Origin of the sequence: Streptomyces sp. NPDC047886, from assembly GCF_043204435.1 — a bacterium.
Classification (GTDB): domain Bacteria; phylum Actinomycetota; class Actinomycetes; order Streptomycetales; family Streptomycetaceae; genus Streptomyces.
The window spans coordinates 495,109-519,531 of record NZ_JBIDCF010000005.1; the positions used below are offsets into that span (position 1 = coordinate 495,109).

19 protein-coding genes are annotated in these 24,423 nt (G+C 73.4%); 4 read left to right on the plus strand and 15 right to left on the minus strand.

The features are described from left to right. Nucleotides 1-25: 25 nt before the first annotated feature. From ACGF5U_RS20115 to ACGF5U_RS20135, 5 genes are all read right to left on the minus strand, one after another. Nucleotides 26-1,630, minus strand: coding sequence for a molybdopterin-dependent oxidoreductase (locus ACGF5U_RS20115; RefSeq protein WP_392713618.1), 1,605 nt, complete (start codon nucleotides 1,628-1,630; stop codon nucleotides 26-28). Between the two features lie 179 nt (nucleotides 1,631-1,809). Beyond that, complete coding sequence (locus tag ACGF5U_RS20120) at nucleotides 1,810-3,327, minus strand: YfcC family protein (RefSeq protein ID WP_392713617.1); 1,518 nt, start codon at nucleotides 3,325-3,327, stop codon at nucleotides 1,810-1,812. Nucleotide 3,328: 1 nt separating this feature from the next. Next, nucleotides 3,329-4,264 (minus strand): carbamate kinase, encoded by a 936-nt coding sequence (gene arcC, locus ACGF5U_RS20125; protein ID WP_392713616.1) that lies wholly within the window; start codon nucleotides 4,262-4,264, stop codon nucleotides 3,329-3,331. A gap of 32 nt (nucleotides 4,265-4,296) precedes the next feature. Next, entirely contained in the window at nucleotides 4,297-5,298 is a 1,002-nt protein-coding gene (gene argF, locus ACGF5U_RS20130; RefSeq protein WP_392713614.1) for an ornithine carbamoyltransferase, read from the minus strand. Between the two features lie 201 nt (nucleotides 5,299-5,499). After that, entirely contained in the window at nucleotides 5,500-6,723 is a 1,224-nt protein-coding gene (locus ACGF5U_RS20135; protein ID WP_392713613.1) for an arginine deiminase, read from the minus strand. 374 nt (nucleotides 6,724-7,097) lie between these two features. Here ACGF5U_RS20135 and ACGF5U_RS20140 point away from each other — a divergent pair, with 374 nt between their 5' ends. Continuing rightward, nucleotides 7,098-8,057, plus strand: coding sequence for a universal stress protein (locus ACGF5U_RS20140; RefSeq protein WP_392713611.1), 960 nt, complete (start codon nucleotides 7,098-7,100; stop codon nucleotides 8,055-8,057). Nucleotides 8,058-8,142: 85 nt separating this feature from the next. Here ACGF5U_RS20140 and ACGF5U_RS20145 read toward each other — a convergent pair whose 3' ends face one another. The 7 genes from ACGF5U_RS20145 to ACGF5U_RS20175 all read right to left on the minus strand — a co-directional run bounded on the left by ACGF5U_RS20145 (nucleotide 8,143) and on the right by ACGF5U_RS20175 (nucleotide 16,256). Continuing rightward, nucleotides 8,143-8,826, minus strand: a complete 684-nt coding sequence (locus tag ACGF5U_RS20145) for a GntR family transcriptional regulator (protein WP_392713610.1) — start codon at nucleotides 8,824-8,826, stop codon at nucleotides 8,143-8,145. Nucleotides 8,827-8,906: 80 nt separating this feature from the next. Next, a complete protein-coding gene (locus tag ACGF5U_RS20150) occupies nucleotides 8,907-9,908 on the minus strand; it encodes a proline racemase family protein (RefSeq protein ID WP_392713609.1) in 1,002 nt (333 codons plus the stop codon). Between the two features lie 103 nt (nucleotides 9,909-10,011). Then, a complete protein-coding gene (locus tag ACGF5U_RS20155) occupies nucleotides 10,012-10,917 on the minus strand; it encodes a dihydrodipicolinate synthase family protein (RefSeq protein WP_392713607.1) in 906 nt (301 codons plus the stop codon). Between the two features lie 70 nt (nucleotides 10,918-10,987). Further along, nucleotides 10,988-12,361 carry an FAD-dependent oxidoreductase gene (locus ACGF5U_RS20160; RefSeq protein ID WP_392713605.1) on the minus strand — a complete coding sequence of 458 codons (1,374 nt, stop codon included), beginning with the start codon at nucleotides 12,359-12,361 and terminating at the stop codon, nucleotides 10,988-10,990. Beyond that, on the minus strand, nucleotides 12,351-12,659 hold the full coding sequence (locus tag ACGF5U_RS20165) for a (2Fe-2S)-binding protein (RefSeq protein ID WP_392713603.1): 309 nt from the start codon (nucleotides 12,657-12,659) through the stop codon (nucleotides 12,351-12,353). Before ACGF5U_RS20165 ends, ACGF5U_RS20160 begins: the two co-directional genes overlap by 11 nt. Beyond that, on the minus strand, nucleotides 12,656-13,843 hold the full coding sequence (locus ACGF5U_RS20170) for an NAD(P)/FAD-dependent oxidoreductase (RefSeq protein WP_392713601.1): 1,188 nt from the start codon (nucleotides 13,841-13,843) through the stop codon (nucleotides 12,656-12,658). The genes ACGF5U_RS20165 and ACGF5U_RS20170 overlap by 4 nt, the downstream gene beginning before the upstream one ends. 49 nt (nucleotides 13,844-13,892) lie before the next feature. Continuing rightward, nucleotides 13,893-16,256, minus strand: coding sequence for a collagenase (locus tag ACGF5U_RS20175; protein WP_392713600.1), 2,364 nt, complete (start codon nucleotides 16,254-16,256; stop codon nucleotides 13,893-13,895). A 239-nt stretch (nucleotides 16,257-16,495) separates the two neighbouring features. Between ACGF5U_RS20175 and ACGF5U_RS20180 the strand changes: the two genes are divergently transcribed. Continuing rightward, nucleotides 16,496-17,884: an aminopeptidase P family protein gene (locus ACGF5U_RS20180; RefSeq protein WP_392713599.1), complete on the plus strand. Its 1,389-nt coding sequence runs from the start codon at nucleotides 16,496-16,498 to the stop codon at nucleotides 17,882-17,884. Nucleotides 17,885-17,998: 114 nt separating this feature from the next. On the opposite strand, the gene ACGF5U_RS20185 is transcribed toward ACGF5U_RS20180, so the two are convergent. Together ACGF5U_RS20185 and ACGF5U_RS20190 are read right to left on the minus strand one after the other, a co-directional pair. Beyond that, nucleotides 17,999-18,415, minus strand: coding sequence for a RidA family protein (locus tag ACGF5U_RS20185; RefSeq protein WP_392713598.1), 417 nt, complete (start codon nucleotides 18,413-18,415; stop codon nucleotides 17,999-18,001). Then, nucleotides 18,412-19,605, minus strand: a complete 1,194-nt coding sequence (locus ACGF5U_RS20190; RefSeq protein WP_392713597.1) for an acyl-CoA dehydrogenase family protein — start codon at nucleotides 19,603-19,605, stop codon at nucleotides 18,412-18,414. Before ACGF5U_RS20190 ends, ACGF5U_RS20185 begins: the two co-directional genes overlap by 4 nt. A gap of 101 nt (nucleotides 19,606-19,706) precedes the next feature. Here ACGF5U_RS20190 and ACGF5U_RS20195 point away from each other — a divergent pair, with 101 nt between their 5' ends. Together ACGF5U_RS20195 and ACGF5U_RS20200 are read left to right on the plus strand one after the other, a co-directional pair. Beyond that, on the plus strand, nucleotides 19,707-21,314 hold the full coding sequence (locus ACGF5U_RS20195) for an AMP-binding protein (protein ID WP_392713595.1): 1,608 nt from the start codon (nucleotides 19,707-19,709) through the stop codon (nucleotides 21,312-21,314). A 9-nt stretch (nucleotides 21,315-21,323) separates the two neighbouring features. Further along, the gene (locus ACGF5U_RS20200) at nucleotides 21,324-22,142 is read left to right on the plus strand and encodes a PaaX family transcriptional regulator C-terminal domain-containing protein (protein WP_392713593.1); all 819 of its coding nucleotides are present in this window, start codon (nucleotides 21,324-21,326) and stop codon (nucleotides 22,140-22,142) included. On the opposite strand, the gene ACGF5U_RS20205 is transcribed toward ACGF5U_RS20200, so the two are convergent. Beyond that, a complete protein-coding gene (locus ACGF5U_RS20205) occupies nucleotides 22,126-24,423 on the minus strand; it encodes a bifunctional salicylyl-CoA 5-hydroxylase/oxidoreductase (protein WP_392713740.1) in 2,298 nt (765 codons plus the stop codon). The two genes, ACGF5U_RS20200 and ACGF5U_RS20205, sit on opposite strands and share 17 nt — an antisense overlap.

Consider the following 24,423-nt stretch of genomic DNA (forward strand, 5'->3'; position numbering starts at 1 on the left):
CCGTCGGCCGATGGCGTCGCGCGGGTCATTCGACGGTGACGACCACCGAGTGCCGGCCGCTCGCCCCGTCGGGGACGGTCTTGGTGCGCCGTTCGGTCTGTACCCGGCCGGTGCGGTCGGTGGCGCGGACGGTCAGGGTGTGGTTGCCCGGGGTGGCCTTCCAGGGGAAGGACCACTGGCGCCAGGTGTCGCGGGTGTCCTCGGCCGCGAGGTCGGCGGGGCGCCACGGGCCGTCGTCGACGCGGATCTCGACCTTGTCGATGCCGCGGTGCTGGGCCCAGGCGACACCGGCGACCATGACCGTGCCGGCCCGGGGCCGGGCGAAGGGCTTGGGCGTGTCGATGCGCGACTGGGTCTTGACGGGCGCCTCACGGGCCCATGAGCGCTTGACCCAGTACGGGTCGTACGCGGCGAACGTGGTCAGTTCGATGTCCTGGATCCACTTGCAGGCGGAGACGTACCCGTACAGGCCGGGGACGACCATGCGTACGGGGAAGCCGTGGTCGAAGGGGAGCGGCTCGCCGTTCATACCGACCGCGAGCATGGCGTCCCGTCCGTCCATGACGTCCTCGACCGGCGTGCCGAGCGTCATCCCGTCCACGGACCGCGCCACCAGCTGGTCGGCCCGGCCACCGCGTGACGGAGGCTTCACACCGGCCTCCTTCAGCAGGTCGGCGAGGCGTGTGCCGATCCAGCGGGCATTGCCCACGTACGGTCCTCCCACCTCGTTGGACACGCACGTCAAGGTGATGTTCCGCTCGATCAGTTCGCGGTCCAGCAGGTCCTGGAAGGTCAGTGTGAGCGGGCGCGCGAGTCCGAGGCCGTGGATCCGCAGCCGCCAGGTCGTGGCGTCCACCTTGGGCACGACGAGCGCGGTGTCGACCCGGTAGAAGTCCTTGTTCGGGGTGATGAACGGCGCGATGCCGGGGACCCGCAGCCGCGCGGCCGCCGGGGTGGCCGGGGCGGGAGAGGCGGGTGGGGGAAGCGAGACGGCGGCGCGGGAGGCGGCGGCGTCCTTGCCGCGCCCGGCGCCCAGCGCACGGCCGAGCACCGCCGCGCCGGCCGAGGCCGCGGCGGCGGCCGACGCGGCGACGAGGAAGCCGCGCCGGTCCCAGCCGATGTCCCGGTCACCCTCGCGGTCCCCGCCGGCGCCCGGTGGCGAGCCCCGGTGTGCCGTGAGTCGTCCGATGAGCAGCCACAGCAGGAAGGCGGCCGCGAGCGCCCCGAGCACGGAGGGCGCCGCGTCGGTCGGCCCGGCGGAATCGGGGCGGCTCAGCGCGGCCGCCGCCCCCACCGCGCCGAAGAGCAGTACGGCCGCGGAGCCCGTCCGCCGGTACCGCGCCGCCAGCAGGCCGATGAGGGCCGCGAACAGGGCCAGGGTCGCGACGATCCCGAGCTGGAGTACCAGCTTGTCGTTGGTGCCGAAGGTGCGGATCGCCCAGTCCTTCACCGGCGCCGGCGTGCGGTCGATCGCCGCGCCGCCCACCGCCGTGACGGGGCCCGCCTGCGGACGGACCAGGGCGGCCACCAGTTCCGCCACGGCCAGGGCGGCGCAGCCCGCCAGCAGACCGCTCAGCGCGGCGAGCGCGCGTCGTGCCGTTCTCGTCCCGAAGATTCTCACGCCCCTCATTCGGAACCCGGCGCCCCGCGGATGGGGTCCGGAGGGGAACCGGTCGCGCACCCGGCCCGGCGGCCCGCGCCGGTCACTGTCGACGGTACGCCGAACGGCCCCTCCCCGTCGTCAGCGTGACGAGGAGGGGCCGTTCCGTCTCGGGCCCGGACCGGCCCGCGGGACCGCGCCCGCCGGCTTCAGCCCACTACGGCCCCCAGGATCAGGAACCCGGCGACGGTCGCGAACAGTACGCCCATGAGGGGTGCCACGAACCGCAGGTACTGGTCGTAGCGGACCTTCGCGAGGGCGAGGCCGCCCATGACGACCGCCGAGGTCGGGGTGATCAGGTTCACCCAGCCCGACGCGGACTGGTAGGCGGTGACCACGAGGTCGCGCTTGACCCCGGCGAAGTCGGCGAGCGGTGCCAGGATCGGCATCGCGAGCGCCGCGTGTCCGGACGAGGACGGGACGAAGAAGGCCAGCGGCAGGTTCACCAGGAACATCATCACCGCGAAGATCCCCGAGGAGGTGCCGGACACGGCGTTCTCCAGGCTGTTGAGGATCGTGTCGGTGACGGCCGCGTTGTTCATGATGACCGTGACGCCGCGGGCCAGCATGATGATCATCGCCGCGCCGATGAAGTCGCCGGCGCCCGCCACGATCCCTTCGGCGGTGCCCTTCTCGCCGAGCCCGGCGACCAGGCCCACCACGACGGCGGCGACGATGAACAGGGCCGCCAGTTCGGGGAAGTACCAGCCGAGGGTCGGCAGGAAGGTGACGCCCAGGTCGGACCAGGGGATCACGGCGAAGATCATGAAGAGGAACGTCGCCCCGAAGAGCCACAGCACCACCTTCTGGCGGCTGGTCAGCGGTTCGCTGACGGAGCCCTCCGCCCGCAGCTCGTCGTCCTCCGCGATGGCCGGGACCAGGGAGCGGCCCGGCTCGGAGCGGACCCGGTTCGCGTAGCGGACCAGGTACACCGCGGCCACGGCGGTGAGCACGGCCCACATCAGCAGCCGCAGCACGATGCCGTCACCGGTACCGATGCCCGCGCTGTCGGATGCGACGCCGGTGGCGAACGGGTTGACCGTGGAGGCGAGGGTGCCCACGCCCGCGCCGACCATGATGACGGCGGCGCCGGTCATCCGGTCGTAGCCCAGCTTCAGGACCAGCGGGATCATCAGCGCGTAGAACCCGAGGGTCTCCTCCGCCATGCCGTACGTCGTACCGCCCAGCGAGAACAGCGCCATCAGGACGACCAGGAGCAGCGTCCGGCGCTTCTCCAGCCGGTGGGCGAGGCGTGCCACACCGGAGGTGAGGGCGCCCGTCCGCAGGGTGACGGTGATGAACGCGCCGACCGCGAGGACGAAGAGGAAGACGCCCGCCGCGCCGGCGAACGAGCCGTCGGCGCCCGGTGTGGTCAGGCCCGTCTCGCCGTCCGTGACGCCGTACAGACCGTTCACCGGTGAGAGGAACAGGTCCTTGAGCCGGTCTCCGAAGCCGGTGGCCAGCTCGGTCGCCTGGTACGTGTCGGGGATCGGCGCGCCGTCCTCGGTCAGCTTGTACCGGCCGGAGGGGATGACGAACGTCAGCGCCCAGACGATGAGGGTGACCGCGACGAGGACGGTGAAGGCGGAGGGGAAGCGGAGCTTTCTCTTCGCCGGGGCCGTTTCGGGTGGTGGTGGGGCGGCGGGGGTGTCGGGCAGAGTGGTCATGTCAGGTCCTCGGGGTGTCGATCCACTGGCCGCTGGGGGTGATGACGGTGCCCGCGGTGCCCTCCAGGAGTGCCTGGGCATCGGTGAGGGCGCCGATGGCGGCGATACCGCCGGTGAGTTCCACGAACCGGCACGCCGCCTCGACCTTGGGTCCCATCGATCCGGCCGGGAAGTTCTCCTCGCGCATCCTGACCGGGGTCGTACGGGTGATGGGCTTCGCCTGCGCGGTGCCGAAACCGCTGATCACCTGCGGTACGTCGGTGAGCAGCAGCAGCGCGTCGGCGTCGAGCGCCTCGGCGAGGAGGGACGCGGTCAGGTCCTTGTCCACGACGGCGTCCACACCGGTCAGCCGGCCGACCTCGTCGCGTACGACGGGGACTCCGCCGCCGCCCGCGCAGACCGCCACCGCGCCCGAGTCGAGCAGGAGGCGGATCAGCCGGGTCTCCACGACGCGCTGCGGGCGGGGCGAGGGGACGACGCGGCGCCAGTGCGTTCCGTCCTCCTTGACGGTCCAGCCGCGCTCGGCCGCTATCTGCTCGGCCTCCTCCCGGCCGTAGACCGGTCCGACGAACTTGGTGGGATCGGTGAACGCCGGGTCGGCGGCCGAGACGAGCGTCTGGTTGAGCAGGGCGCACACCTGGCGCTCCGGCAGGGCGTTCTGGAGTGCCTGGAGCAGCCAGTAGCCGATCATGCCCTGGGTTTCCGCGCCCAGGACGTCGAACGGGTACGGGCTGGTCAGGGACTGGTCGGCGGCGTTCTGCAGAGCCAGCAGCCCCACCTGGGGGCCGTTGCCGTGGGTGACGACCACCTCGTGCTGCCGGGTGAGCGGCGCGAGGGCGGCGACGGCCGCTCGTACGTTGGCCTGCTGGACGGCGGCGTCCGGGCGGTCTCCCCGCTGGAGCAGGGCATTGCCGCCGAGGGCGACGACGACACGCATGACGTGTTCCTTCTTTCCGTGCGGGTCGGTGATCAGTCGCCGAGGGTGGCGACGAGGACGGCCTTGATGGTGTGGAGGCGGTTCTCCGCCTGGTCGAAGACGACCGAGTGCGGGGACTCGAAGACGTCGTCGGTCACCTCCAGCGCGGTCATGCCGGTCCGCTTCAGGATGTCGGCGCCGACCGTGGTCTCGCTGTCGTGGAAGGCCGGCAGGCAGTGCAGGAACTTCACGCGCGGGTTCCCGGTCGCCTTCACCGTGTCCATGGACACCTGGTACGGGCGGAGGAGCTCGATCCGCTCGTCCCAGACCTCCTTGGGCTCGCCCATGGAGACCCAGACGTCCGTGTAGAGGAAGTCCACGCCGTCGACGCCTTCGGCGACGTCCTCGGTGAGGGTGATGCGGGCTCCGGTCGTCGCCGCGAGCGCCTCGGCCTCGGCGACGATCTCCGGGGCGTTGCGCAGGCTCGCCGGGCCGACCATGCGGACGTCCATGCCGAGCATCGCGGCGGTGATGAGAAGGGAGTTGCCCACGTTGTTGCGGGCGTCGCCGAGGTAGGCGAACGAGACCTGGTGCAGCGGCTTGTCGGTGTTCTCCCACATGGTGAGCACGTCGGCGAGCGACTGCGTGGGGTGCCACTCGTCGGTCAGGCCGTTCCACACCGGGACTCCGGAGTAGGCGGCGAGGTCCTCGACGATGGTCTGCGAGCTGCCCCGGTACTCGATGCCGTCGTAGAAACGGCCGAGGACCCTGGCGGTGTCCTTGATGGACTCCTTGTGCCCGATCTGGCTGCCGGACGGCTCCAGATACGTGACGTGGGCGCCCTGCTGGTGTGCGGCGACCTCGAAGGCGCAGCGGGTGCGGGTGGAGGTCTTCTCGAAGATGAGGGCGATGTTCTTGCCCTGGAGGCGCTGCTGTTCGGTGCCGGCGTAGCGGGCGGCCTTGAGCCGGGCGGACAGGTCCAGCAGGAAGCGGAACTCGGCCGGGGTGAGGTCCAGTTCCCTCAGCAGGGAGCGGTGGCGCAGGTTGACGGCCATGATGAAGCCTTTCTCGTTCTCAGGTCCGGGGTGGGGCGGGCGCGGGCCGCCGCTCGGTGGCGGCGCACGGGCGGCTGTCGCTCGGGCGGCGAACGCCCTGACGGTGGTCGCCCTGACGGTGGTCGCTCGGGCGGCGAACGCCCTGACGGTGGTCGCCCTGACGGTGGTCGCTCGGGCGGCGGTCCGCGGTGGCGGACGCGCTCAGGCGGCGGTCCGCTCGATGGGGCAGCTCATACAGCGCGGCCCGCCCCGGCCCCGGCCCAGCTCGCTGCCGCGGATGGTGACGACCTCGATGCCGTGGCGGCGGAGGAAGGTGTTGGTGGTGACGTTCCGCTCGTAGGCGAAGACGACGCCCGGTTCGATCGCGAGGACGTTGCAGCCGTCGTCCCACTGCTCGCGCTCGGCCGCGTGCACGTCCTGCGTGGGCGTCAGCACGGTGATGGAGTCCAGGCCGAGCGCGTCGGCGATCGCCTGGTGCATGTACTCCGGCGCGTGGTCGGTGATCCGCAGCCCCCGGCCCTCGGGGCCGGGCTCGATCGTGCAGGACGGCAGCATGCCGAGGCCCGCGTACTTGGTGAAGGTGTCACCGCTGACCATCGTCATCACGGTGTCGAGGTGCATGAAGCTGCGCGCCTTCGGCAGGTCGATCGCGACGACCCGGCGTGCCGAGCCGGCGGAGAACATCCGCAGGGCGAGCGCCTCGACGGCCTGCGGCGTGGTGCGCTCGCTCATGCCGATGAGGACCGCGCCGTTGCCGATGACCAGGACGTCGCCGCCCTCGATGGTGGAGGGGTAGGCCGACTGTCCGTCGGTCCACTGGCGGAACTCCTGCTTCTCGAACAGCGGGTGGTGCTGGTAGATCGCCTCGAAGTGGACGGTCTCGCGGCGCCTGGCCACCTTCTTCATCGGGTTGACGCTCACGCCGTCGTAGATCCAGCACGAGGTGTCGCGGGTGAAGAGGTGGTTCGGCAGCGGCGCCACGACGAAGTCGTCGGGGGCCATGGAGTGCAGGCGCACACTGGGGATCGGGCCGGTGCGCTCCAGCAGTTCGCGCTGGGTGATGCCACCCACGAGGAAGGACGTCAGCTCGGCGGACTCCAGCGAGTCGAAGAAGCCCCGGATGCGGTCGGTGGCCAGATGGCCGTACTCGCGCTCGTCGAAGACGCGGTCGTGGATGAGCGTGCGCGCCGCGGGGCGTTCGAGCGCCTCGGTGAGCAGATCCGCGAACAGGTGGACGCGGACGCCGCGTTCGCGCAGCGCGTCGGCGAAGGCGTCGTGCTCTTCGCGGGCTCGCTTGACCCACAGCACGTCGTCGAAGAGCAGCGCGTCCTTGTTGCTGGGCGTCAGCCGCTTGAGTTCGAGGTCGGGCCTGTGCAGGATGACCTGCTTCAGTCGCCCGGTCTCGGAATCGACATGGAAGGACATGGTTCTCCTCAGGGTGGGGCGGGGAGGGGTACCGCCGCCGAACCGGCCGTCCCGGGCGCGACGGAGGAAGCCGGTTCCGGCTCCGTTGCCGCACCGAGGCGAATCGGTGAAATCACCTGAACCCTGTCATCCGGGTCGTACCGCGAGAGCATGCGGAAAGTCCTCGGCCGCCGGCCGGGCGGTACCGCCTCCGGTGGCCCGCTCCGGCCGGAGGCAGCGGGCCGTTCAGCCCTGGCGCGGACGCCGCCAGGACCGGGGGCCCGGGGGCGGGGCCCCTTCGGCCCTGGTACGGGTGTCCCGTCCGGCGCGAAGGTGAGCGTGCGCCGGCGTATGCCGGTTCGGCACCTGCCCCCGAGCCGTCCTGGAGGATTCCCATGTCACGTACCGTCATCGTCGGAGTGGACGGCGCGGCCGAGTCGCTGGCCGCGGCGGACTGGGCGGCACGCGAGGCCCTGCTGCGCGGACTGCCCCTGAAACTGCTGCACGTCTGGCAGTCGTGGACGCCGGCGTACACGCAGGCGCCGCTGCTCGGCTCGGTGCCGGCGCAGTACACGACGGAGGGCGGCGACGCGGGGCGGATCACGGCGGACAGGACGCGGTACTGGGCGGAGCGAATTCCCCGCGAGACGTGCGAGCGGCTCCGTGAGCGGCACCCGGGTCTCGACGTGTCCTTCGAGCAGGCCGACGGACGCCCGATCGCGGTGCTGGACGCCGCGTCGCTGCGGGCGGACGTCCTGGTGCTGGGTTCACGCGGGCTCAGCGCCCTGACCGGCTTCCTCATGGGGTCGGTGTCCATGTCCGTGATCGCCCACGCGGAACGCCCGGTCGTGCTCGTACGGGCCGGAACACGCGCCGAGGACGCGTTCCGCCCGGCGCCGGGCGGTGGCGCGCCGCAGGAGGGCGCCTACCGCGACGTCGTGCTCGGCCTCGATCTCGCGGGGCCGTGCGACGAGCTCATCGCGTACGCCTTCGAGGCCGCGGCGGCACGCGGGGCGGCACTGCGGGTGCTCCACGGCTGGAGCCTGCCGCCCGTGTTCGGCTACGACCCGGCGGGCATCGACCCGGGCCACAGCACGGAGCTGGAGGTCCTGCGGGCGCGGGCCCTGAGCGACGCCCTGAACCCGTGGCGCGACAAGTACCCGGACGTCGAGGTGATCGCCCAGTGCGTGGTGGGGCGCGCCGCCGACCATCTGGTCGAGGCCGCGAACGACGCGTCGCTCGTGGTGGTCGGCCGCCGGATCCGCCGCTCCCCGGTCGGTGCCCACATCGGCCCGGTCACGCACGCGGCGCTGCACCACGCGACCACGCCGGTCGCGGTGGTCCCGCACCACTGAGACCGCCGTCGCAGGCGGGCGGTCGCGGCGGTCCCGGCGGTCACGGCGGTCACGGCGGTCGGCCGGTGCGGTCGGCCGGTGGCCGTCACTCCGGTTCGGTGTCCGACGGGTTGGCCCACAGCGAGCGGACATGGCCGAGGTGACGCCTCATGCAGGCCTCGGCGGCCGCCGCGTCCCCGGACAGCATCAGGTCGAGCAGCTCGTGGTGCTCCTGGGCCGAGGAGACCAGCAGCCCCCGCTCGTCCAGGGCCGTCAGGCCGTACAGCCGCGAGCGCTTGCGCAGCTCGCCGACCGTCTCGACGAGCCGGTCGTTGCCGTGCAGGGCCAGCAGGGACAGGTGGAAGCGGCGGTCGGCGTCCAGGTAGCCGATGAGGTCGTGGTCGCGTGCGGTGACCACGATCTCCTCCGCGATCGGGCGCAGCTCCTCCAGCTGTTCGGGCGTGGCCGAGCGGGTGACCCGGCCGACGGTCGGCACCTCGATCAGCGCCCGCAGCTCCGTGTACTGGTCGAGGTCCCGTTCGCTGACCTCCGTGACGCGGAAGCCCTTGTTCCGTACGGGCTCCACCAGTCCTTCGCGGGCCAGGTCGAGCATGGCCTCCCGTACGGGGGTGGCGGAGATGCCGAAGTCCGCGGCGAGCGCGGGCGCGGAGTACACCTGCCCGGGGTGGAGTTCACCGGAGATCAGCGCGGCACGCAGCGCGTGGGCGACCTGGTCGCGCAGGCGCTCCTGGGCGGTGATCAGATTGTGCTGCTTCAGATGGCCACCCATGGCCTACCTCCGGTTGTGCGGACCACGTGACGGCACGGCACGCGGTGACGGAACTGCGCGAGAGGAACCGCGCGAGCACCTCAGAGTAGGAAACCCGCGGGGAAGGGGTCGGACGGGTCCAGGAAGTACTGCGCGGTTCCGGTGATCCAGGCACGGCCCGTCACGGTGGGTACGACGGCGGGCAGCCCGCAGACGGTCGTCTCGCCGACGAGGCGGCCCGTGAACCGCGTGCCGATGAACGACTCGTTGACGAAGTCCCGGTCGAGCGGCAGTTCACCGCGCGCGTGGAGCTGCGCCATCCGCGCGGACGTACCGGTTCCGCAGGGGGAACGGTCGAACCAGCCGGGGTGGATCGCCATGGCGTGCCGGGAGTGCGCGGCGTCGGAGCCGGGTGCGGCGAGGTAGACGTGCTTCACCCCGCCGATCTCCGGGTTCTCGGGGTGCACCGGGCGGTCCGCGGCGTTGACGGCGTCCATGATCGCGAGTCCGGCGGCCAGCAGGTCGTCCTTGCGCGCCCGGTCGAAGGGCAGTCCGAGCGTGTCGAGCCGTACGAAGGCGTAGAAGTTGCCGCCGTAGGCGAGGTCGTAGGTGACCGTGCCGAGGCCCGGCACCTCGACCTCGCGGTCGAGCGCCGCGCAGAACGCCGGGACGTTGGTGAGGGTCACGGAGGTCGCCTCGCCGTCGTCGACCCGGACGTCGACCGACACCAGCCCGGCCGGGGTGTCCAGCCGGACGGTCGTGACGGGCTCCGTGACCGGCACCATGCCGGTCTCCACGAGGACCGTCGCCACGCCGATGGTGCCGTGGCCGCACATGGGCAGCAGCCCGGAGACCTCGATGTACAGCACGCCGTAGTCGGCGTCGGGTCTCGTGGGCGGCTGCAGGACGGCTCCGCTCATGGCGGCGTGGCCGCGCGGCTCGTACATCAGCAGGGTGCGGATGTGGTCCAGTTCCGCGATGAAGTGCCGGCGGCGCTCGGCCATGGTGGCGCCGGGAACGGTGCCGACCCCGCCGGTGATGACGCGGGTGGGCATGCCCTCGGTGTGCGAGTCGACAGCGTGGTAGACGTGCCGGGTCCGCATGACGGTCCCCCTTCGGTCGGGCGGGGTCGGTGGGTGGATGGGGTGGGGTGGGGTGGGTGGGCTGCGTGGCTCGGGTCGGTGCGGTGGGGGCTGTGGGCGTCCGTCAGTCGAGGCCCTCTGCCAGGGCCTTCTCCGTGGCCGCGCGTACCGCGGCTGCGTGTGCCTCCGCGAGCGGCGAGCGCGGTGGGCGGGTGGGGCCGCCGGGGCGGCCCGCGATGTCCATGGACAGTTTGATGGCCTGGACGAACTCGGGCTTGGAGTCCCAGCGCAGCAGCGGGTGCAGGGCGCGGTAGAGCGGGAGGGCGAGGTCCAGGTCCTGGCCGACGGCGGCGCGGTACAGGGCGGCGCAGGCGCCGGGGAGGGCGTTGGGGTAGCCGGCGATCCAGCCGACCGCCCCGGCGACGGCGAGTTCCAGGAGGACGTCGTCGGCGCCGATCAGCAGGTCGAGCTCCGGGGCCAGTTCGGCGATCTCGTAGGCGCGGCGGACGTCCCCGCTGAACTCCTTCACGGCGACGACGCTGCCGTCGGCGTGGAGCCGGGCGAGCAGGTCGGGCGTGAGGTCGGTCCGGGTGTCATAGGGGTTGTTGTACGCCACGACGGGGAGGCCCGCCTTGGCCACCTCGGCGAAGTGCGCCCGTACGGCCGGCTCGTCGGCGCGGTAGGCGTTGGGCGGCAGCAGCAGGACCGACCCGGCGCCCGCTTCGGCGGCCTGGTCGGCCCAGCGGCGGGACTCGGCGCTGCCGTAGGCCGAGACGCCCGCCATCACGCGGGATCCGTCGCCCGCGGCCTCGACGGCGACGCGGACGACGCGGGCGCGTTCGTCGTCGGTGAGGGTCTGGTACTCGCCGAGCGAGCCGTTGGGGACCACGCCGTCGCAGCCGTCGGCGATGAGCCGCTCGACGTGCCCGGCGAAGGCGTCGTAGTCGACGGAGAGGTCGTCCCGGAGGGGAAGCGCGGTGGCGACCATGATGCCGTGCCAGGGGCGCGGGCGGGTGTCTGCGGCGGTCATGCTGGGCTCCTTGGGTCGGGTTGTCGTTCGTGTGGTGGGCGGGGTCCGGCCGTCGGCGGGCTAGCCGCCGTCAGAGGTCGGCGAGGTGGCCGAGGGGTACGGGGCAGGAGAGCGGGCGTCGGTCGGGGGCCGGGTCCTCACCCGCGAGGCAGGCCACCGCCTGGCCGCACACGCGGCCCTGGCACCAGCCCATTCCGGCGCGGGTGAGGAGTTTGACGGTGCGGGCGTCGCGGGCGCCGAGTTCGGTGACGGCCTCGCGGACACGGCCGGCGGTGACCTCCTCGCAGCGGCACACCTCGGTGGTGTCGTCGAGCCAGTCGGTCCAGCCGGGTCCCGGTCGGTGGGCGGCGGCCATGGCGTCGGCGAAGGCGCGCAGGCGGGTGCGGCGGCGGGCGAGGGCGGTGGGGCGGTACGGGGTGCCGCGCAGGGTGTGGGCGATGGCCGTGGCGGCGATCACTCCCTCGGTGAGGGCGAGTTCGGCGCCGCCGACGCCGCCGGTCTCGCCGGCCGCCCAGACGCCGGGGACGGAGGTGGCCTGGTCGGGGTCGAGGGCCAGGGCGGGGGTGCCGTCGGGTGTGCGGCGGGTGGCGCAGCCGAGGCCGGTGGCCAGTTCGAGCTGGGGTACGAGGCCGTGGCCGACGGCGAGGGCGTCGCACGGGACGCGGCGGGCGGTGCCGGGCAGGGGGCGCCAGTCGCGGTCGAGGCGCCGCACGGTGACCGCTTCGACGCGGGTGGTGCCGTGGGCGGCCGTGACGGCGTGCCGGGTGAGGAGCCGGGTGGAGTGGCGGAGGAGTCCGCCGCCGTGGAGGGCTCCTTCGGCGAGTTTGCCGGGGTTGCGGAGGAGGGCGGGCAGTTCGCGGGCGTACGCGGTGTAGTCGGCGGCCTCCACGACGGCGGGTACGCGGGCGCCGGCGGCGGCGAGCGAACCGGCGACGGCCAGCAGCAGGGGGCCGCTGCCCGCGACGACGACGCGCCGGCCGGGGAGGACGAGGCCGGACTTCAGCATCGCCTGGGCGCCGCCGGCGCCGACCACGCCGGGGAGGGTCCAGCCGGGGAAGGGGAGTTGCCGTTCGTACGCGCCGGTGGCGAGGAGGACGGTCCTGGCGTGGACGGTGGCGGGTGTCTCGTCCGGGCCTGCGACCGCGTGCAGGCGCCAGTGGTCGGCGTCCCGTACGACCGTCCAGACGTGGTGGGCCGGGAGGTGCGTGACGCGGGGGGTGTCCAGGCGGCGCAGCAGGGTGGCGAACCGGCGCCAGCCGTGGTGCAGCGCCTCGGGGCGGGCGGCGCGGAGGCCGGGCGCGGGGTGGCGGTAGAACTGGCCGCCGGGCCGCTCCCCCGCGTCCAGCAGGGTGACCCGCAGGCCGAGGCCGGCGGCGGTGACGGCGGCGGCGAGCCCGGCGGGGCCCGCCCCGACGATGGCGAGGTCGGCCGGTTCACTGGTCATGGCCGGTGCCCTCCTGGGTCGTGACGGTGTCGCCGGGGCGTACGGGGACGAGGCAGGCCCGCTGGTTGGGGCGGCCGTTGACGGTGGCGAGGCAGTCGTGGCAGACGCCGATGCCGCAGAACGCGCCGCGCGGGGCGCCGCCGCCGCGGGTGGTGCGCCAGGACAGGATTCCGGCGGCCCACAGGGCGGCGGCCAGGGTCTGGCCCGGCAGCGCGGTGAGCGTGCGCCCGTCGAAGGTGAAGGTGTACGGGGTGGCGGGCTCGGCCCGTACGAGTGAGGCGGGGGTGCGGTGCTTCACTGGGGTGCTCCCGGTGCGGAGAAGCGGGCGGGGTCGAACGGGGCCGGGTCCAGGGGCGGGTGGTCGCCGCGCAGGGCGGCCGTGATGAGGAGGCCCGTCGCGGGGGCGAGGCCGATGCCCGCGCCCTCGTGGCCGCACGCGTGGTGCAGGCCGGGCACGCGCGGGTCGGGTCCGATCGCCGGGAGGTGGTCCGGGAGGTACGGGCGGAAGCCGTGGTACGCGCGGATCGCGCGGGCGCCGGCCAGGACGGGGAACAGGGCGGTGGCCTGGCGCGCCAGGCGGCGCAGGGCCTCGGTCGACAGGGTGCGGTCGAAGCCGACGCGTTCCCTGGTGGCGCCGATGAGGACCGGTCCTGCGGGGGTGCCCTCCACGACGGCGGAGGACTGGAGGTCGGCGGAGCCGCTGGCGACATCGGCGATGTAGTCGGCGGCGTACACCTTGTGGCGGATGAGGCCGGGCGGGAGGGGTTCGGTGACGAGGACGAAGCCCCGGCGTGGCAGCACCGGGAGGTCCGTGCCGGCGAGGGCGGCGAACCGGCCGCCCCAGGTTCCGGTGGCGTTGACGACGGCGGGGGCGTGGAGGTCGCCGTGTGCGGTGCGGACGCCCCGGACGGCGCCGCGCGGGTCGGTGAGGAGCGCCGTCACCTCTTCGCCGAGCCGTACGTCGGCGCCCAGGTCGCGGGCGGCGCGCAGGACCGCGGCGGCCGCGCGGGCGGGCTGGACCTGGGCGTCCTGCGGGTAGTGGAAGGCGCCGGCCGTGCCGGGGGCGAGGTGGGGTTCGAGGGTGTGGACGGCGTCGGGCGGGACCTCCCGTGCCTCGACTCCGGCGTCGCGCTGGCCCTTGGCGAAGGTCCGCAGCGCGGTGAGGGCGGTCTCGTCGGGTGCGATGACGAGACCGCCCTTGAGCTCGTACTCGGTCTCCGCCTCCGGTGGGAGGGCGGCGGCGAGTTCGCGCCACAGTCGTGTGGACAGCAGGGCGAGGTCGAGCTCGGGTCCCGCCTCCTTGTCGGAGACGAGCAGATTGCCTTCACCGGCGCCGGTGGTGCCGCCGGCGACGGGGCCCCGGTCGACGACGGTGACGGCGAGGCCGGAGCGGCTCGCGTAGTAGGCGCAGGCCGCTCCGACGATTCCGGCGCCGACGATGACGGCGTCGGAGGCGGAGGACGCTGTGGTGCGGTGTCTCATGGGCACGTCAGTAATATTTCACATACTACTGGCGCCTCACAAGGGCTGTTCAGCGCCGCAGCGGACCTTCACAGCTGTACGAGGACGTACCCGCCGTGCGGTCGGCCCAGATCTCCACCTCGCCGAACGAGCAGTTCATGTCGGCGAGGTTCGGGGACGCGGGCGCGGACCGGTCGAGCAGGAAGTAGTCGACGGTCTCGGACATGTCCCGGAAGACGCGGTCGCTGTTCCCGGCGTCGGCCAGGCGGGCCGTGACGCGGCCCGTGCAGAGGAACCGGGGCATGCCCCTGTCGCCGTTGGCGGTGCAGCGCGGGTCGGACCCGGTCGCGCCGGCGAAGGCGGCACGCACCGCGTCGGCCGCGGTCTCCCGCAGTCCGCTGTCCGGCGTGTACACGGTGTTCGGTACGAAGAGGTCGTTCACCCGGGCGATCTGCCGGTCGAGGAAGGCGTCGTACCCCCGCTGGAGCGACGCGTCCCGGCTCAGCCGGCCGCGCCAGGCGTCGAAGGCCGCGGGGTCGTTGGCCCGCAGGTGCCGGTACATCTCGCGCAGCAGGGAGGGGCGCTCGGTCCACAGGTACTCGAAGAAGGTGCCCGCGTAGCTGTAGAACCGGAAGCCGTCGCCCGCGTACGTGGCGTGCAGGAGCTGGTCGACGGTCATGCGCGGACCGCCGTTCGCGGTGTCCGAGATGATGCTCTGGACGAGCGATTTGCGGACGGCGACGCCGTCGTCGCGGGTGGCGCCGTCGAAGAACTCCGCGGTGCCCTCGTCCATGGCCGTCGTGCGGTCGTTCTGGTACCAGGGGCCTTCGCCGAAGTAGCCGGGGACGGCCCACCGGCCGTTGAGGTAGTGCACGTACTCGTGGCGGAACAGTTCCTCCAGCGTCAGCCGCGAGTCCTGCGGGACGCGCCGCTGGTACGTGTAGAAGGTGGCGCCGCGCTCGATGTAGATGCCGCCGTTGTTGGTGTCCATGCCGGTGAGCAGCGGGTGGTAGTTCTCGTAGTCGGCGCGCGAGGCGTACAGCACGATGTTCAGGCTGCTGTTGGTGTCACCGGTGAGCGGTGCCTCGCTGCCGATGACGCGGTGGAACTGCGCCTTGACCTGCTTGCTCGCGTAGTAGAGCTGGTCGACGGTGGCGCGGTCGAGGCCCGTGCGGACCTTCATGGTGCCGTTGTCGTACGTGTAGGTGTGGGGGAAGATCAGCCGTTCGATGTCGTCCTTGCAGACGCCGTACGGCTTGCACGCGGCGTAGTAGTCGAGCCAGGAGGCGATCTTGGCCCAGGGGGCGCTGCCCCGGCCCCAGTTGGCGGTCACCGGGTCCAGGAGGGCGCCGAGGTCGGTGACGACGGCGTTGCGCAGGGAGCCGATCTCGCCGAAACGGGCGTACTCGGAGAGCGCGTCGCGGACGACCCACTCGTTGGGCGTGCCCTTGAGGTGGGTGTGGAACGCGAACTTCCGGAAGGCCGCGCGGTAGGCGTCGTTGCGGGCGACGAGGGTGCGGAACGACGTGTCGTTGTTGCCGGAGTAGAGGCCGAGGTAGTTGACCGAGAGCCCGGCGAGTACGGCGCCGCCCCAGGAGCTGTCCGCGTACGTCTCCGGGTGGTACTGGTCCATGGTGGCCAGCACCTTGCGGATCAGGTCCAGCTGGGAGTGGCGCAGACCGGGCGCGCTGCCCGCGTAGAGCGCCTCGCGGAGGGTCTCGGCGTTCGTCCGGGTGACGTCGAAGGTGCGCGCCGCGGTGCCGAAGTAGTAGATGGCGCGGCGCATGGCCTCGGTGGTCGGGGCGTCGGTGACGTCGATCTCGTCGCGTGAGAAGTCGTGGTACGCCACGGCGTGGAGATAGGTGAACATCTCCAGCAGGTGGCTGCCGTTGCGGCCGTCGTGCCGTGCGGCGAGGGCGGATATCCGCTGGGACACGGCCTGGACGTGGGCGTCGGACATGACCGGCGCGAGTCGGCGGTCCCAGGTCCAGATGAGGTTCCCCAGACAGCCGTCGGCGGTGACCGCCGGGTCGGCGAGGAAGTCGGCGAACCGCTCGGGACCGAGGCCGGTGACGCCGTCGAGGGTGCAGGGGGCGGTCGTGGCGGCCGTCGCCGCCGCGGTGCGGCGCGCGGCCGGGGCGTTCGACGGCTGCCGGCCCGGGACACGGGCGCTCGCGGGGCGGTCGCCGGGGCCGTCGGCGGTGGGCGGGGTGGGGGCGGGCGCCTTGCCGAGGCGCAGCACCTCGTCGTGCGGGTCGTGCCCGTCGGCGCCCTGGGCACCGTGCGCTCCCTGGGCGCCGTGCGCTCCCTGGGCGGCGGCCGCCGGGACGGCCGCCGCCTGGGTGTTCGGCTGAGCGGTGAGGGAGGCGGCCGGCCCGCCCGACGTGCCGAGCAGCACGGTGGTGACGGCGGCGGCGAGGAGTGCGGTACGCACGGATCTGCGCCCTGACGGGGCGGACAGGCGTGTCTTCGGGAACACCTTTGCGGCTCCTGTGGGGTGTGGGAGGTGATGGGGGGTGCGTTCGCGCCCCCTCTTCGGGCGCGAACGTCCTTGCCGCAGCGGCGAGTCGCCCACCAGCTTGAGGCGTGCATGCCACTGCAATGTGAGCTGTAACATAGTAATGTGAAATTGCACTGACAACCCCTCTGCTACGACGAATCCCGGGAGCCTCGATGGCCGACAGCCCCCACCGCCTCCGCACCGGCAGCCACGACCTGTCCGTCTCCACGGAGTTGGCCCGCTTCATGGGCCGCGACTGGGCACCCTCACCCCTGCCCCACGACGCCCGGGTGGCCGCCCGCGCCGTCACCCCCGCCCGCCGCGCCCGGCTGTCCGCCCGGTTCCCCGGAGAACGGCTCGTCGTCCCCGCCGGTGAGCTGAAGGTCCGCTCCAACGACTGCGACCACCGCTTCCGCCCGTACAGCGCCTACGCCTGGCTCACCGGGCTCACCGGCGAGGACCAGCCCGGCCACGTCCTCGTCCTGGAACCGTCGGGGCCCCACGACCACGAGGCCGTGCTGTACGTGCGCCCCCGCTCGCCCCGCACCGGCGACACCGAGCGCGCCAAAGACGCCTTCTACCGGGACCGCCGCTACGGCGAGTTCTGGGTCGGGCGCCGCCCCGACCTGGACGAGACCGAGCGCCTCACCGGCATCCGCTGCGCCCACGTCGACGAACTCGGCGGGACGCTCCCGCCCGGCCGTGAGCCCTCCTCCGACCCGGAGCTGGCCGCCGCCCTCTCGGAGCTGCGGCTGGTCAAGGACTCCTGGGAGGTCGAGCAGCTCCAGCTCGCCGTCGACCACACCACCGCCGGGTTCGAGGACGTCGTACGGGCCCTGCCCCGCGCCCTCGCCCACCCGCGCGGCGAACGCTGGATCGAGGGCGTCTTCGGACTCCGCGCCCGCGCCGAGGGCAACGGCACCGGCTACGAGACCATCGCCGCGTCCGGCGCCCACGCCTGCGTCCTGCACTGGATACGCAACGACGGCCCCCTCGACCCGGCCGAACTCCTCCTGTTCGACGCGGGCGTGGAGACCGACACGCTGTACACCGCCGACATCACCCGCACCCTGCCGCTCTCGGGCCGCTTCTCCCCCGTCCAGCGCGAGGTGTACGAACTCGTCCTGGCCGCCCAGGAGGCCGGCATCGCCGCGCTCCGCCCCGGCGCCCGCTTCCGCGACTTCCACCACGCCTGTATGCGCGTCATCGCGGAGGGCCTGGCCGAATGGGGCGTCCTGAAGGACCCGGAGGGCGACCTGCACCGCCGCTACACGCTGTGCGGCAGCGGCCATATGCTCGGCATCGACGTCCACGACTGCGCCCAGGCCCGCGCGGAGACTTACCCGGACGGCGTACTGGAGGAAGGCCAGGTCCTCACCGTCGAACCCGGCCTGTACCTCCAGCCCGACGACCTCACCCTCCCCGCCGAACTGCGCGGCATCGGCGTACGCGTCGAGGACGACCTCGTCATCACGCCGGAAGGCGCCCGCCTGATGTCGGGTGCCCTGCCGCGCACGGTCGCCGGCATCGAGGCGTGGATGGACTCCCTGATGGAGCGCTGAGGCCACCCGGGTCGGCTCGGCCAGGCGCCCCGGCGGGGGCGTCGGTTCCGGCGGGGCCGTGCGGTTGCGGCGGGGGTGTCGGGTGAGGCGGGGGTGTCGGTCGCGGCTCGGGGGTCACCCGGGGGCGGGGCCCTCGTCCAGCACGGCGACGCCGTCCAGTTCCACCATCGCCCGCTCGTCCCAGAGGCGTACGACGCCGACGACCGCCATCGCCGGATAGTCGCGGCCCGCCAGCCGCCGCCACACCCGGCCGAGTTCGGCGGCGTGGTCCCGGTACGCGCCGACGTCCGTGGCGTAGACGGTGACGCGGGCCAGGTCCGCCGGGGTGCCGCCGGCGGCCCGCAGCGCGGCCAGGAGGTTGCCGAGCGCCCGCTCGAACTGGGCCGGGAGGGTGTCGCCGACCACCTTTCCCTCCTGGTCCAGGGCGGTCTGCCCGGCCAGGAAGACCAGCCGGGAGCCGATGGCCGTGACGGCGTGCGTGAAGCCGGTCGGCGGGGACAGCTCGGCGGGGTTGATCCGTTCGAGGCTCATGCGGTCGCCTCCTGAGCGCGGTAGAGGTCCTTGGCGATGATCGCGCGCTGCACCTCGGTCGCGCCCTCGTAGATGCGGGGCGCCCTGACCTCCCGGTAGAGGTGCTCCAGCAGATGGCCCCGCTGCAGGGCGCGGGCGCCGTGCAGCTGGACGGCCGCGTCGACCACGTACTGGGCCGTCTCGGTGGCCAGGAGCTTGGCCATGGCGGCCCGCCTGGGCACATCGGGCGCGCCCGCGTCGTAGGCGGCCGCGGCCGCGTACACCAGCAGGCGGGCGGCCTCGGTGCGGGTCGCCATCTCGGCGACCTGGTGGGCCACCGTCTGGAGGTCCTTCAGCACGCCCCCGAACGCGGTGCGCCGCGCCGTGTGGTCGAGCGTCGCGTCCAGGGCGGCCTGGGCCATGCCGACGGCGAACGCGCCGACGCTCGGGCGGAACAGGTTCAAGGTGTGCACGGCGACCCGGAAGCCGCGGCCCGGTTCGCCGAGGATGTCGTCCCGGGTGACGGGGACGCCGTCGAAGACGAGGCTGCCGACGGGGTGCGGCGACAGCATCTCCAGCGTGCCGCCGGTCAGACCGGGGCGGTCGGCGGGGACGAGGAAGGCGGTGATGCCGCTCGCCCCCGCGCCGTTCCCGGCACCCTGGGCCGCCCCGCCGCTTCCGGGGCCCCGTCCCGCCCCGCCGTTCCCGGCGCCTTGGGCCGTACGGGCGAAGACGGTGTAGACGTCGGCCTCGGGAGCGTTGGAGATCCAGCGCTTCTCACCCGAGAGGCGGTATCCGTCGCCGTCGGGTTCCGCGCGCAGGGCGAGGGCGGCGGCGTCCGAGCCCGCGCCCGGCTCGCTGAGCGCGAACGCGGCGACCGCGCGGCCCGCCGTCACCTCGGGCAGGACCCTGGCCCTTTGGGCCTCCGTGCCGAACGCGGCGACCGGGTGGGCGCCGAGGCCCTGGAGGGCGAGGGCCGTCTCGGCCTCCGTGCACACCTGGGCGAGGGACTCCCGCATCAGGCACAGGTCGAGCGCACCGGACTCGAACAGCCGCCCGATGAGCCCGTACTCGCCGAGCGCGGCGACCAGCGGACGGTTGATCCGGCCCGGTTCGCCCTTCTCGGCGATCGGGCGCAGGCGTTCGGCGGCGAGGTCGCGCAACTCCTCGCACCAGGCGGTCTGTACTGGATCGAGCGAGAATACGGGCATTCGGGCCCCCACCTCTCCAGCGCATCTATCGCGCACCGTTGACTGTCGTCACCTTCACGATACGCTCGTCGGGCGACCCCACGACGACAAGGGGGCGAACCATGGAGCTGACTCCCTCCGCTCACCTCGACACCTTCTCCCGCGACCGGCTGCCGCCGCGCGAGCAGTGGCCGGAGCTCCTCTTCGACCTGCCGGAGCTGCGCTACCCGGACCGGCTCAACTGCGGGGCCGAGCTGCTGGACCGCACGGCCGAACGTTTCGGGCCGGACCGGCCCGCCTTCCGGGACGGCGCCGGGACCGTCTGGTCGTACGGCGAACTGCGCGAGCGCGTCGACCGCATCGCCCACGCCCTCACCTCCGACCTGGGCGTCGTGCCCGGCAACCGGGTGCTGCTGCGCGGCCCCACCACCCCCTGGCTCGCCGCCTGCTGGCTGGCCGTCATGAAGGCGGGCGCCGTGGCCGTGACCGTGCTCGCCCAGCAGCGGGCGCGGGAGCTGGCCGTCATGTGCGAGATGGCCGAGGTCACGCACGCCCTGTGCGACGTCCGCACGGTCGACGAGCTGGCGAAGGCCGAGGTCCCCTGGCTGCGCGTCACGGCGTACGGCGGTGACGCGCCCGACGACCTGCTGCGGCTCGCCGCCCGCCGGCCCGGGGCGTACGAGGCGGTGCGGACCGCCGCCGACGACGTCGCGCTGATCGCGTTCACCTCCGGCACCACGGGCCGCCCCAAGGGCTGCATGCACTTCCACCGGGACGTCCTCGCCATCGCGGACACCTTCTCGGCCCACGTGCTGCGGCCCCGGCCGGACGACCTGTTCGCGGGGTCCCCTCCGCTCGGCTTCACCTTCGGCCTCGGCGGGCTCGTCGTGTTCCCGCTGCGTGCCGGTGCCTCGGCGCTGCTCCTGGAACAGGCCGGGCCGCGGCAGCTGCTCCCGGCGATCGCCGAGCACCGGGTGTCGGTGCTGTTCACGGCACCCACCGCCTACCGGGTGATGCTGGACGAGCTCGACGGGCATGACACCGGCTCGCTGCGGCTGTGCGTGTCGGCGGGCGAGCACCTCCCGGCGGCGACCTGGCACGCCTGGTACGAGCGGACGGGGCTGCGGCTGGTCAACGGCATCGGCGCGACCGAGCTGCTGCACATCTTCGTCTCGGCGGCCGGGGACGCCATCCGGCCGGGGACGACGGGCGTCCCCGTTCCCGGGTGGCACGCGCGCGTGGTGGACGATTCCGGGCGGCCCGTGCCGGACGGGGCGGAAGGGCTGCTGGCCGTGCGCGGGCCGGTCGGCTGCCGCTATCTGGCGGGCGACCGGCAGCGGGAGTACGTCCGGGACGGCTGGAACATCACCGGGGACACCTATGTGCGCGAACCGGACGGCTACCTGCGCTATGTCGCCCGCGCCGACGACATGATCATCTCGGCCGGGTACAACATCGCGGGCCCCCAGGTCGAGGAGGCGCTGCTCGCCCACCCCGACGTGCTGGAGGCGGCCGTGGTGGGCCGGCCCGACGAGCTGCGCGGGCAGGTCGTGGTCGCCTACGCGGTCCTGCGGGACGGGGTGCCACGCGATGACGGCACGGTGGAGGCCCTGCGCGCCTTCGTACGGTCGCGGCTGGTGCCGTACAAGTGCCCGCGCGAGATCGTGTTCCTCGACGCGCTCCCCCGTACCGCCACGGGCAAGCTGCAGCGGTTCAGGCTGCGCGCCTAGAGTGATCACGTGGCCGAGCAGCACACTCCGCGTTCCCTGATCGTCTCCCTGTACGGCGCGTACGGGCGGACGCCCGACAACGCCCCGCTGCCGGTGGCCGGACTGATCCGGCTGCTGGGAGTCCTGGGCGTCGACGCGCCGTCCGTGCGGTCCTCGGTGTCCCGGCTGAAACGGCGCGGCCTGCTGGAGCCGCGCCGCACGGCCGACGGCGCCGCCGGATACGCCCTGTCCGATGACGCCCGGCAACTGCTGGACGACGGTGACCGCCGGATCTACGCGCCCCGGGAGCCCCGCCTGTCCGACGGCTGGGTCCTCGCCGTGTTCTCCGTCCCCGAGGCGGAGCGGCACAAGCGGCACCTGCTGCGCTCCCGGCTGGCCCGGCTGGGCTTCGGCACGGCCGCGCCCGGCGTCTGGATCGCCCCGGCGGCGCTGTACGAGGAGACCCGGCACACCCTGCGCCGCCTCCACCTCGACCCGTACGTGGACCTGTTCCGGGGCGAGCACCTGGGTTTCCCGGCGACGGCCGATGCGGTGGCCCGCTGGTGGGACCTGGCGGCGATCGCCAAACAGCACGAGGAGTTCCTCGACCGGCACGAGCCGGTGCTCCGTGCCTGGTCGGCCCCGGGCCGCACGGGGTCGCCGGAGGAGGCGTACCGCGACTACCTGCCGGCCCTGGACTCGTGGCGGCGCCTCCCCTACGCCGACCCGGGCCTGCCGCGCGAACTCCTCCCTGACGGCTGGCCGGGCGGCAGGGCGGCCGCCGTCTTCGGCGAACTGCACGCCCGTCTGCGGGACACGGGCGCGGAGTTCGTCAGGGAGGCGTGCTGACGTCCGGGGCCGGCGCGGTGAGCGTGAGGCGGGGTTTGGGGGCGTCGGTGCGGCCTGTGGGGGGTGTGCGGCTGCCGGCCAGGTAGGGGGCCGGCCAGGGGGCGGCGGGGCCGGTGTAGGACTGCTCGGCGGCGGCGTGCAGGGTCCAGTGCGGGTCGTAGAGGTGGGGGCGGGCGAGGGCGCAGAGGTCGGCGCGGCCCGCGAGGAGGAGCGAGTTGACGTCGTCCCAGGACGAGATGGCGCCGACGGCGATCACGGGGACTCCGAGGGTGTTGCGGATGCGGTCGGCGTACGGGGTCTGGTAGGAGCGGCCGTACTCGGGGCGTTCGTCGGGGACGACCTGGCCGGTGGAGACGTCGATGGCGTCGGCGCCGTGCGCGGTGAAGGCGCGGGCGATCTCCACGGCGTCGTCGGCGGTGGTGCCGCCGGGCGCCCAGTCGGTCGCGGAGACGCGCACGGTCATGGGGCGGTCGGCGGGCCAGACGTCCCGTACGGCGTCGAAGACCTCCAGCGGGTAGCGGAGGCGCGCGTCGAGGGAACCGCCGTAGGCGTCCGTCCGTTGGTTGGTCAGAGGGGACAGGAAACCGGACAGCAGGTAGCCGTGGGCGCAGTGCAGTTCGAGCAGGTCGAATCCGGCGTGGGCGGCGCGCCGGGCGGCGGTGGCGAACTGCTCGCGGATCTCGGTGAGTCCGGCGCGGTCCAGGGCGTGGGGTGTCTGGTTGACGCCGGGGCGGTACGGGAGGGGGGAGGCGGCGACGAGCGGCCAGTTGCCGCTGTCGAGGGGCTGGTCGATGCCCTCCCACATGAGCCGGGTGGAGCCCTTGCGGCCGGAGTGGCCGAGCTGGACGCCGATGGCCGTGGTGGGTGACCGGGTGTGGGTGAAGTCGGTGATACGGCGCCAGGCGGCCTCCTGCTCGGCGGTGTAGAGGCCGGCGCAGCCGGGGGTGATGCGGCCTTCCGGGCTGACGCAGACCATCTCGGTCATGACGAGTCCGGCGCCGCCGAGGACGCGGGCTCCGAGGTGGACGAGGTGGAAGTCGCCGGGTACGCCGTCCACGGCCGAGTACATGTCCATGGGTGAGACGACGACGCGGTTGCGCAGGGTGAGTCCGCGCAGCCGGAAGGGGGTGAACATCGGGGGTGTGCCGGGCGGGCAGCCGAAGTCCCGTTCGACGGCGTCGGTGAAGAGCGGGTCGCGCAGCCGCAGGTTGCCGTGGGTGACGCGGCGGCTGCGGGTGAGGAGGTTGAACGCGAACCGGCGGGGCGGCTGGTCGAGGTGTCCGGCGAGGTCTTCGAACCAGCGGAGGCTGGCGGCGGCGGCACGCTGGGTGGACTCGACCACGGGGCGGCGTTCGGCCTCGTAGGCGGTGAGGGCGCGGCCGAGGTCGGGCTGTTCCTCGACGCAGGCGGCGAGCGCGAGGGCGTCCTCGACGGCGAGCTTGGTGCCGGAGCCGATGGAGAAGTGGGCGGTGTGGGCGGCGTCGCCGAGGAGGACGGTGTTGCCGTGGGACCAGCGTTCGTTGACGACGGTGCGGAACGCGGTCCAGGCGGAGGCGTTGGAGCGCAGCGGCCGGCCGCGCAGCGCCTCGGAGAAGATCTTGGCGCAGCGTGCGATGGACTCGTCGGTGCCGAGTTCGTCGAACCCGGCGGTGCGCCACACCTCTTCGCGCATCTCGACGATGACGGTGGAGGCGTCGGGCGAGAACGGATAGCCGTGGAGTTGCATCACGCCGTGCTCGGTCTCGGCGATGTCGAAGCGGAACGCGTCGAAGGGGAAGTCGGCGGCGAGCCAGATGTAGCGGCAGCGGTGGGTGGTGATGTGCGGCCGGAAGACGTCGGCGTGGGCCTCGCGGGTCCGGCTGTGCACGCCGTCGGCGGCGATGACGAGGTCGTGGGTGGCGGCGAGTTCGGCGGCGGGCGGCGCCTCGGTGCGGAAGCGGAGGTGTACGCCGAGGCCGGCGCAGCGGGCGTGCAGGATCCGCAGCAGGTCCCGGCGGCCGAGGGCGGCGAAGCCGTGGCCGCCGGAGGTGAGGAGGCGGCCCCGGTGGACGATGTCGATGTCGTCCCAGCGGACGAACGCCTCGCCGAGCGCCTGGTACACCTCGGGGTCGGCGTGCTCGATGCCGCCGAGGGTCTCGTCGGAGAGGACGACGCCGAAACCGAACGTGTCGTCGGGGGCGTTGCGCTCCCAGACGGTGATGTCACGGTCGGGGCCGAGCCGTTTGAGCAGGGCCGCGGCGTAGAGGCCGCCGGGGCCGCCGCCGATGACCGCCACCCTCAT

Bases quoted from the DNA above. Each gene is read 5' to 3' on its own strand.
- ACGF5U_RS20115 (WP_392713618.1), bottom strand. From the start codon at position 1,630: ATGAGGGGCGTGAGAATCTTCGGGACGAGAACGGCACGACGCGCGCTC.
- ACGF5U_RS20120 (WP_392713617.1), bottom strand. From the start codon at position 3,327: ATGACCACTCTGCCCGACACCCCCGCCGCCCCACCACCACCCGAAACG.
- arcC (WP_392713616.1), bottom strand. From the start codon at position 4,264: ATGCGTGTCGTCGTCGCCCTCGGCGGCAATGCCCTGCTCCAGCGGGGA.
- argF (WP_392713614.1), bottom strand. From the start codon at position 5,298: ATGGCCGTCAACCTGCGCCACCGCTCCCTGCTGAGGGAACTGGACCTC.
- ACGF5U_RS20135 (WP_392713613.1), bottom strand. From the start codon at position 6,723: ATGTCCTTCCATGTCGATTCCGAGACCGGGCGACTGAAGCAGGTCATC.
- ACGF5U_RS20140 (WP_392713611.1), top strand. From the start codon at position 7,098: ATGTCACGTACCGTCATCGTCGGAGTGGACGGCGCGGCCGAGTCGCTG.
- ACGF5U_RS20145 (WP_392713610.1), bottom strand. From the start codon at position 8,826: ATGGGTGGCCATCTGAAGCAGCACAATCTGATCACCGCCCAGGAGCGC.
- ACGF5U_RS20150 (WP_392713609.1), bottom strand. From the start codon at position 9,908: ATGCGGACCCGGCACGTCTACCACGCTGTCGACTCGCACACCGAGGGC.
- ACGF5U_RS20155 (WP_392713607.1), bottom strand. From the start codon at position 10,917: ATGACCGCCGCAGACACCCGCCCGCGCCCCTGGCACGGCATCATGGTC.
- ACGF5U_RS20160 (WP_392713605.1), bottom strand. From the start codon at position 12,361: ATGACCAGTGAACCGGCCGACCTCGCCATCGTCGGGGCGGGCCCCGCC.
- ACGF5U_RS20170 (WP_392713601.1), bottom strand. From the start codon at position 13,843: ATGAGACACCGCACCACAGCGTCCTCCGCCTCCGACGCCGTCATCGTC.
- ACGF5U_RS20180 (WP_392713599.1), top strand. From the start codon at position 16,496: ATGGCCGACAGCCCCCACCGCCTCCGCACCGGCAGCCACGACCTGTCC.
- ACGF5U_RS20185 (WP_392713598.1), bottom strand. From the start codon at position 18,415: ATGAGCCTCGAACGGATCAACCCCGCCGAGCTGTCCCCGCCGACCGGC.
- ACGF5U_RS20190 (WP_392713597.1), bottom strand. From the start codon at position 19,605: ATGCCCGTATTCTCGCTCGATCCAGTACAGACCGCCTGGTGCGAGGAG.
- ACGF5U_RS20195 (WP_392713595.1), top strand. From the start codon at position 19,707: ATGGAGCTGACTCCCTCCGCTCACCTCGACACCTTCTCCCGCGACCGG.
- ACGF5U_RS20205 (WP_392713740.1), bottom strand. From the start codon at position 24,423: ATGAGGGTGGCGGTCATCGGCGGCGGCCCCGGCGGCCTCTACGCCGCG.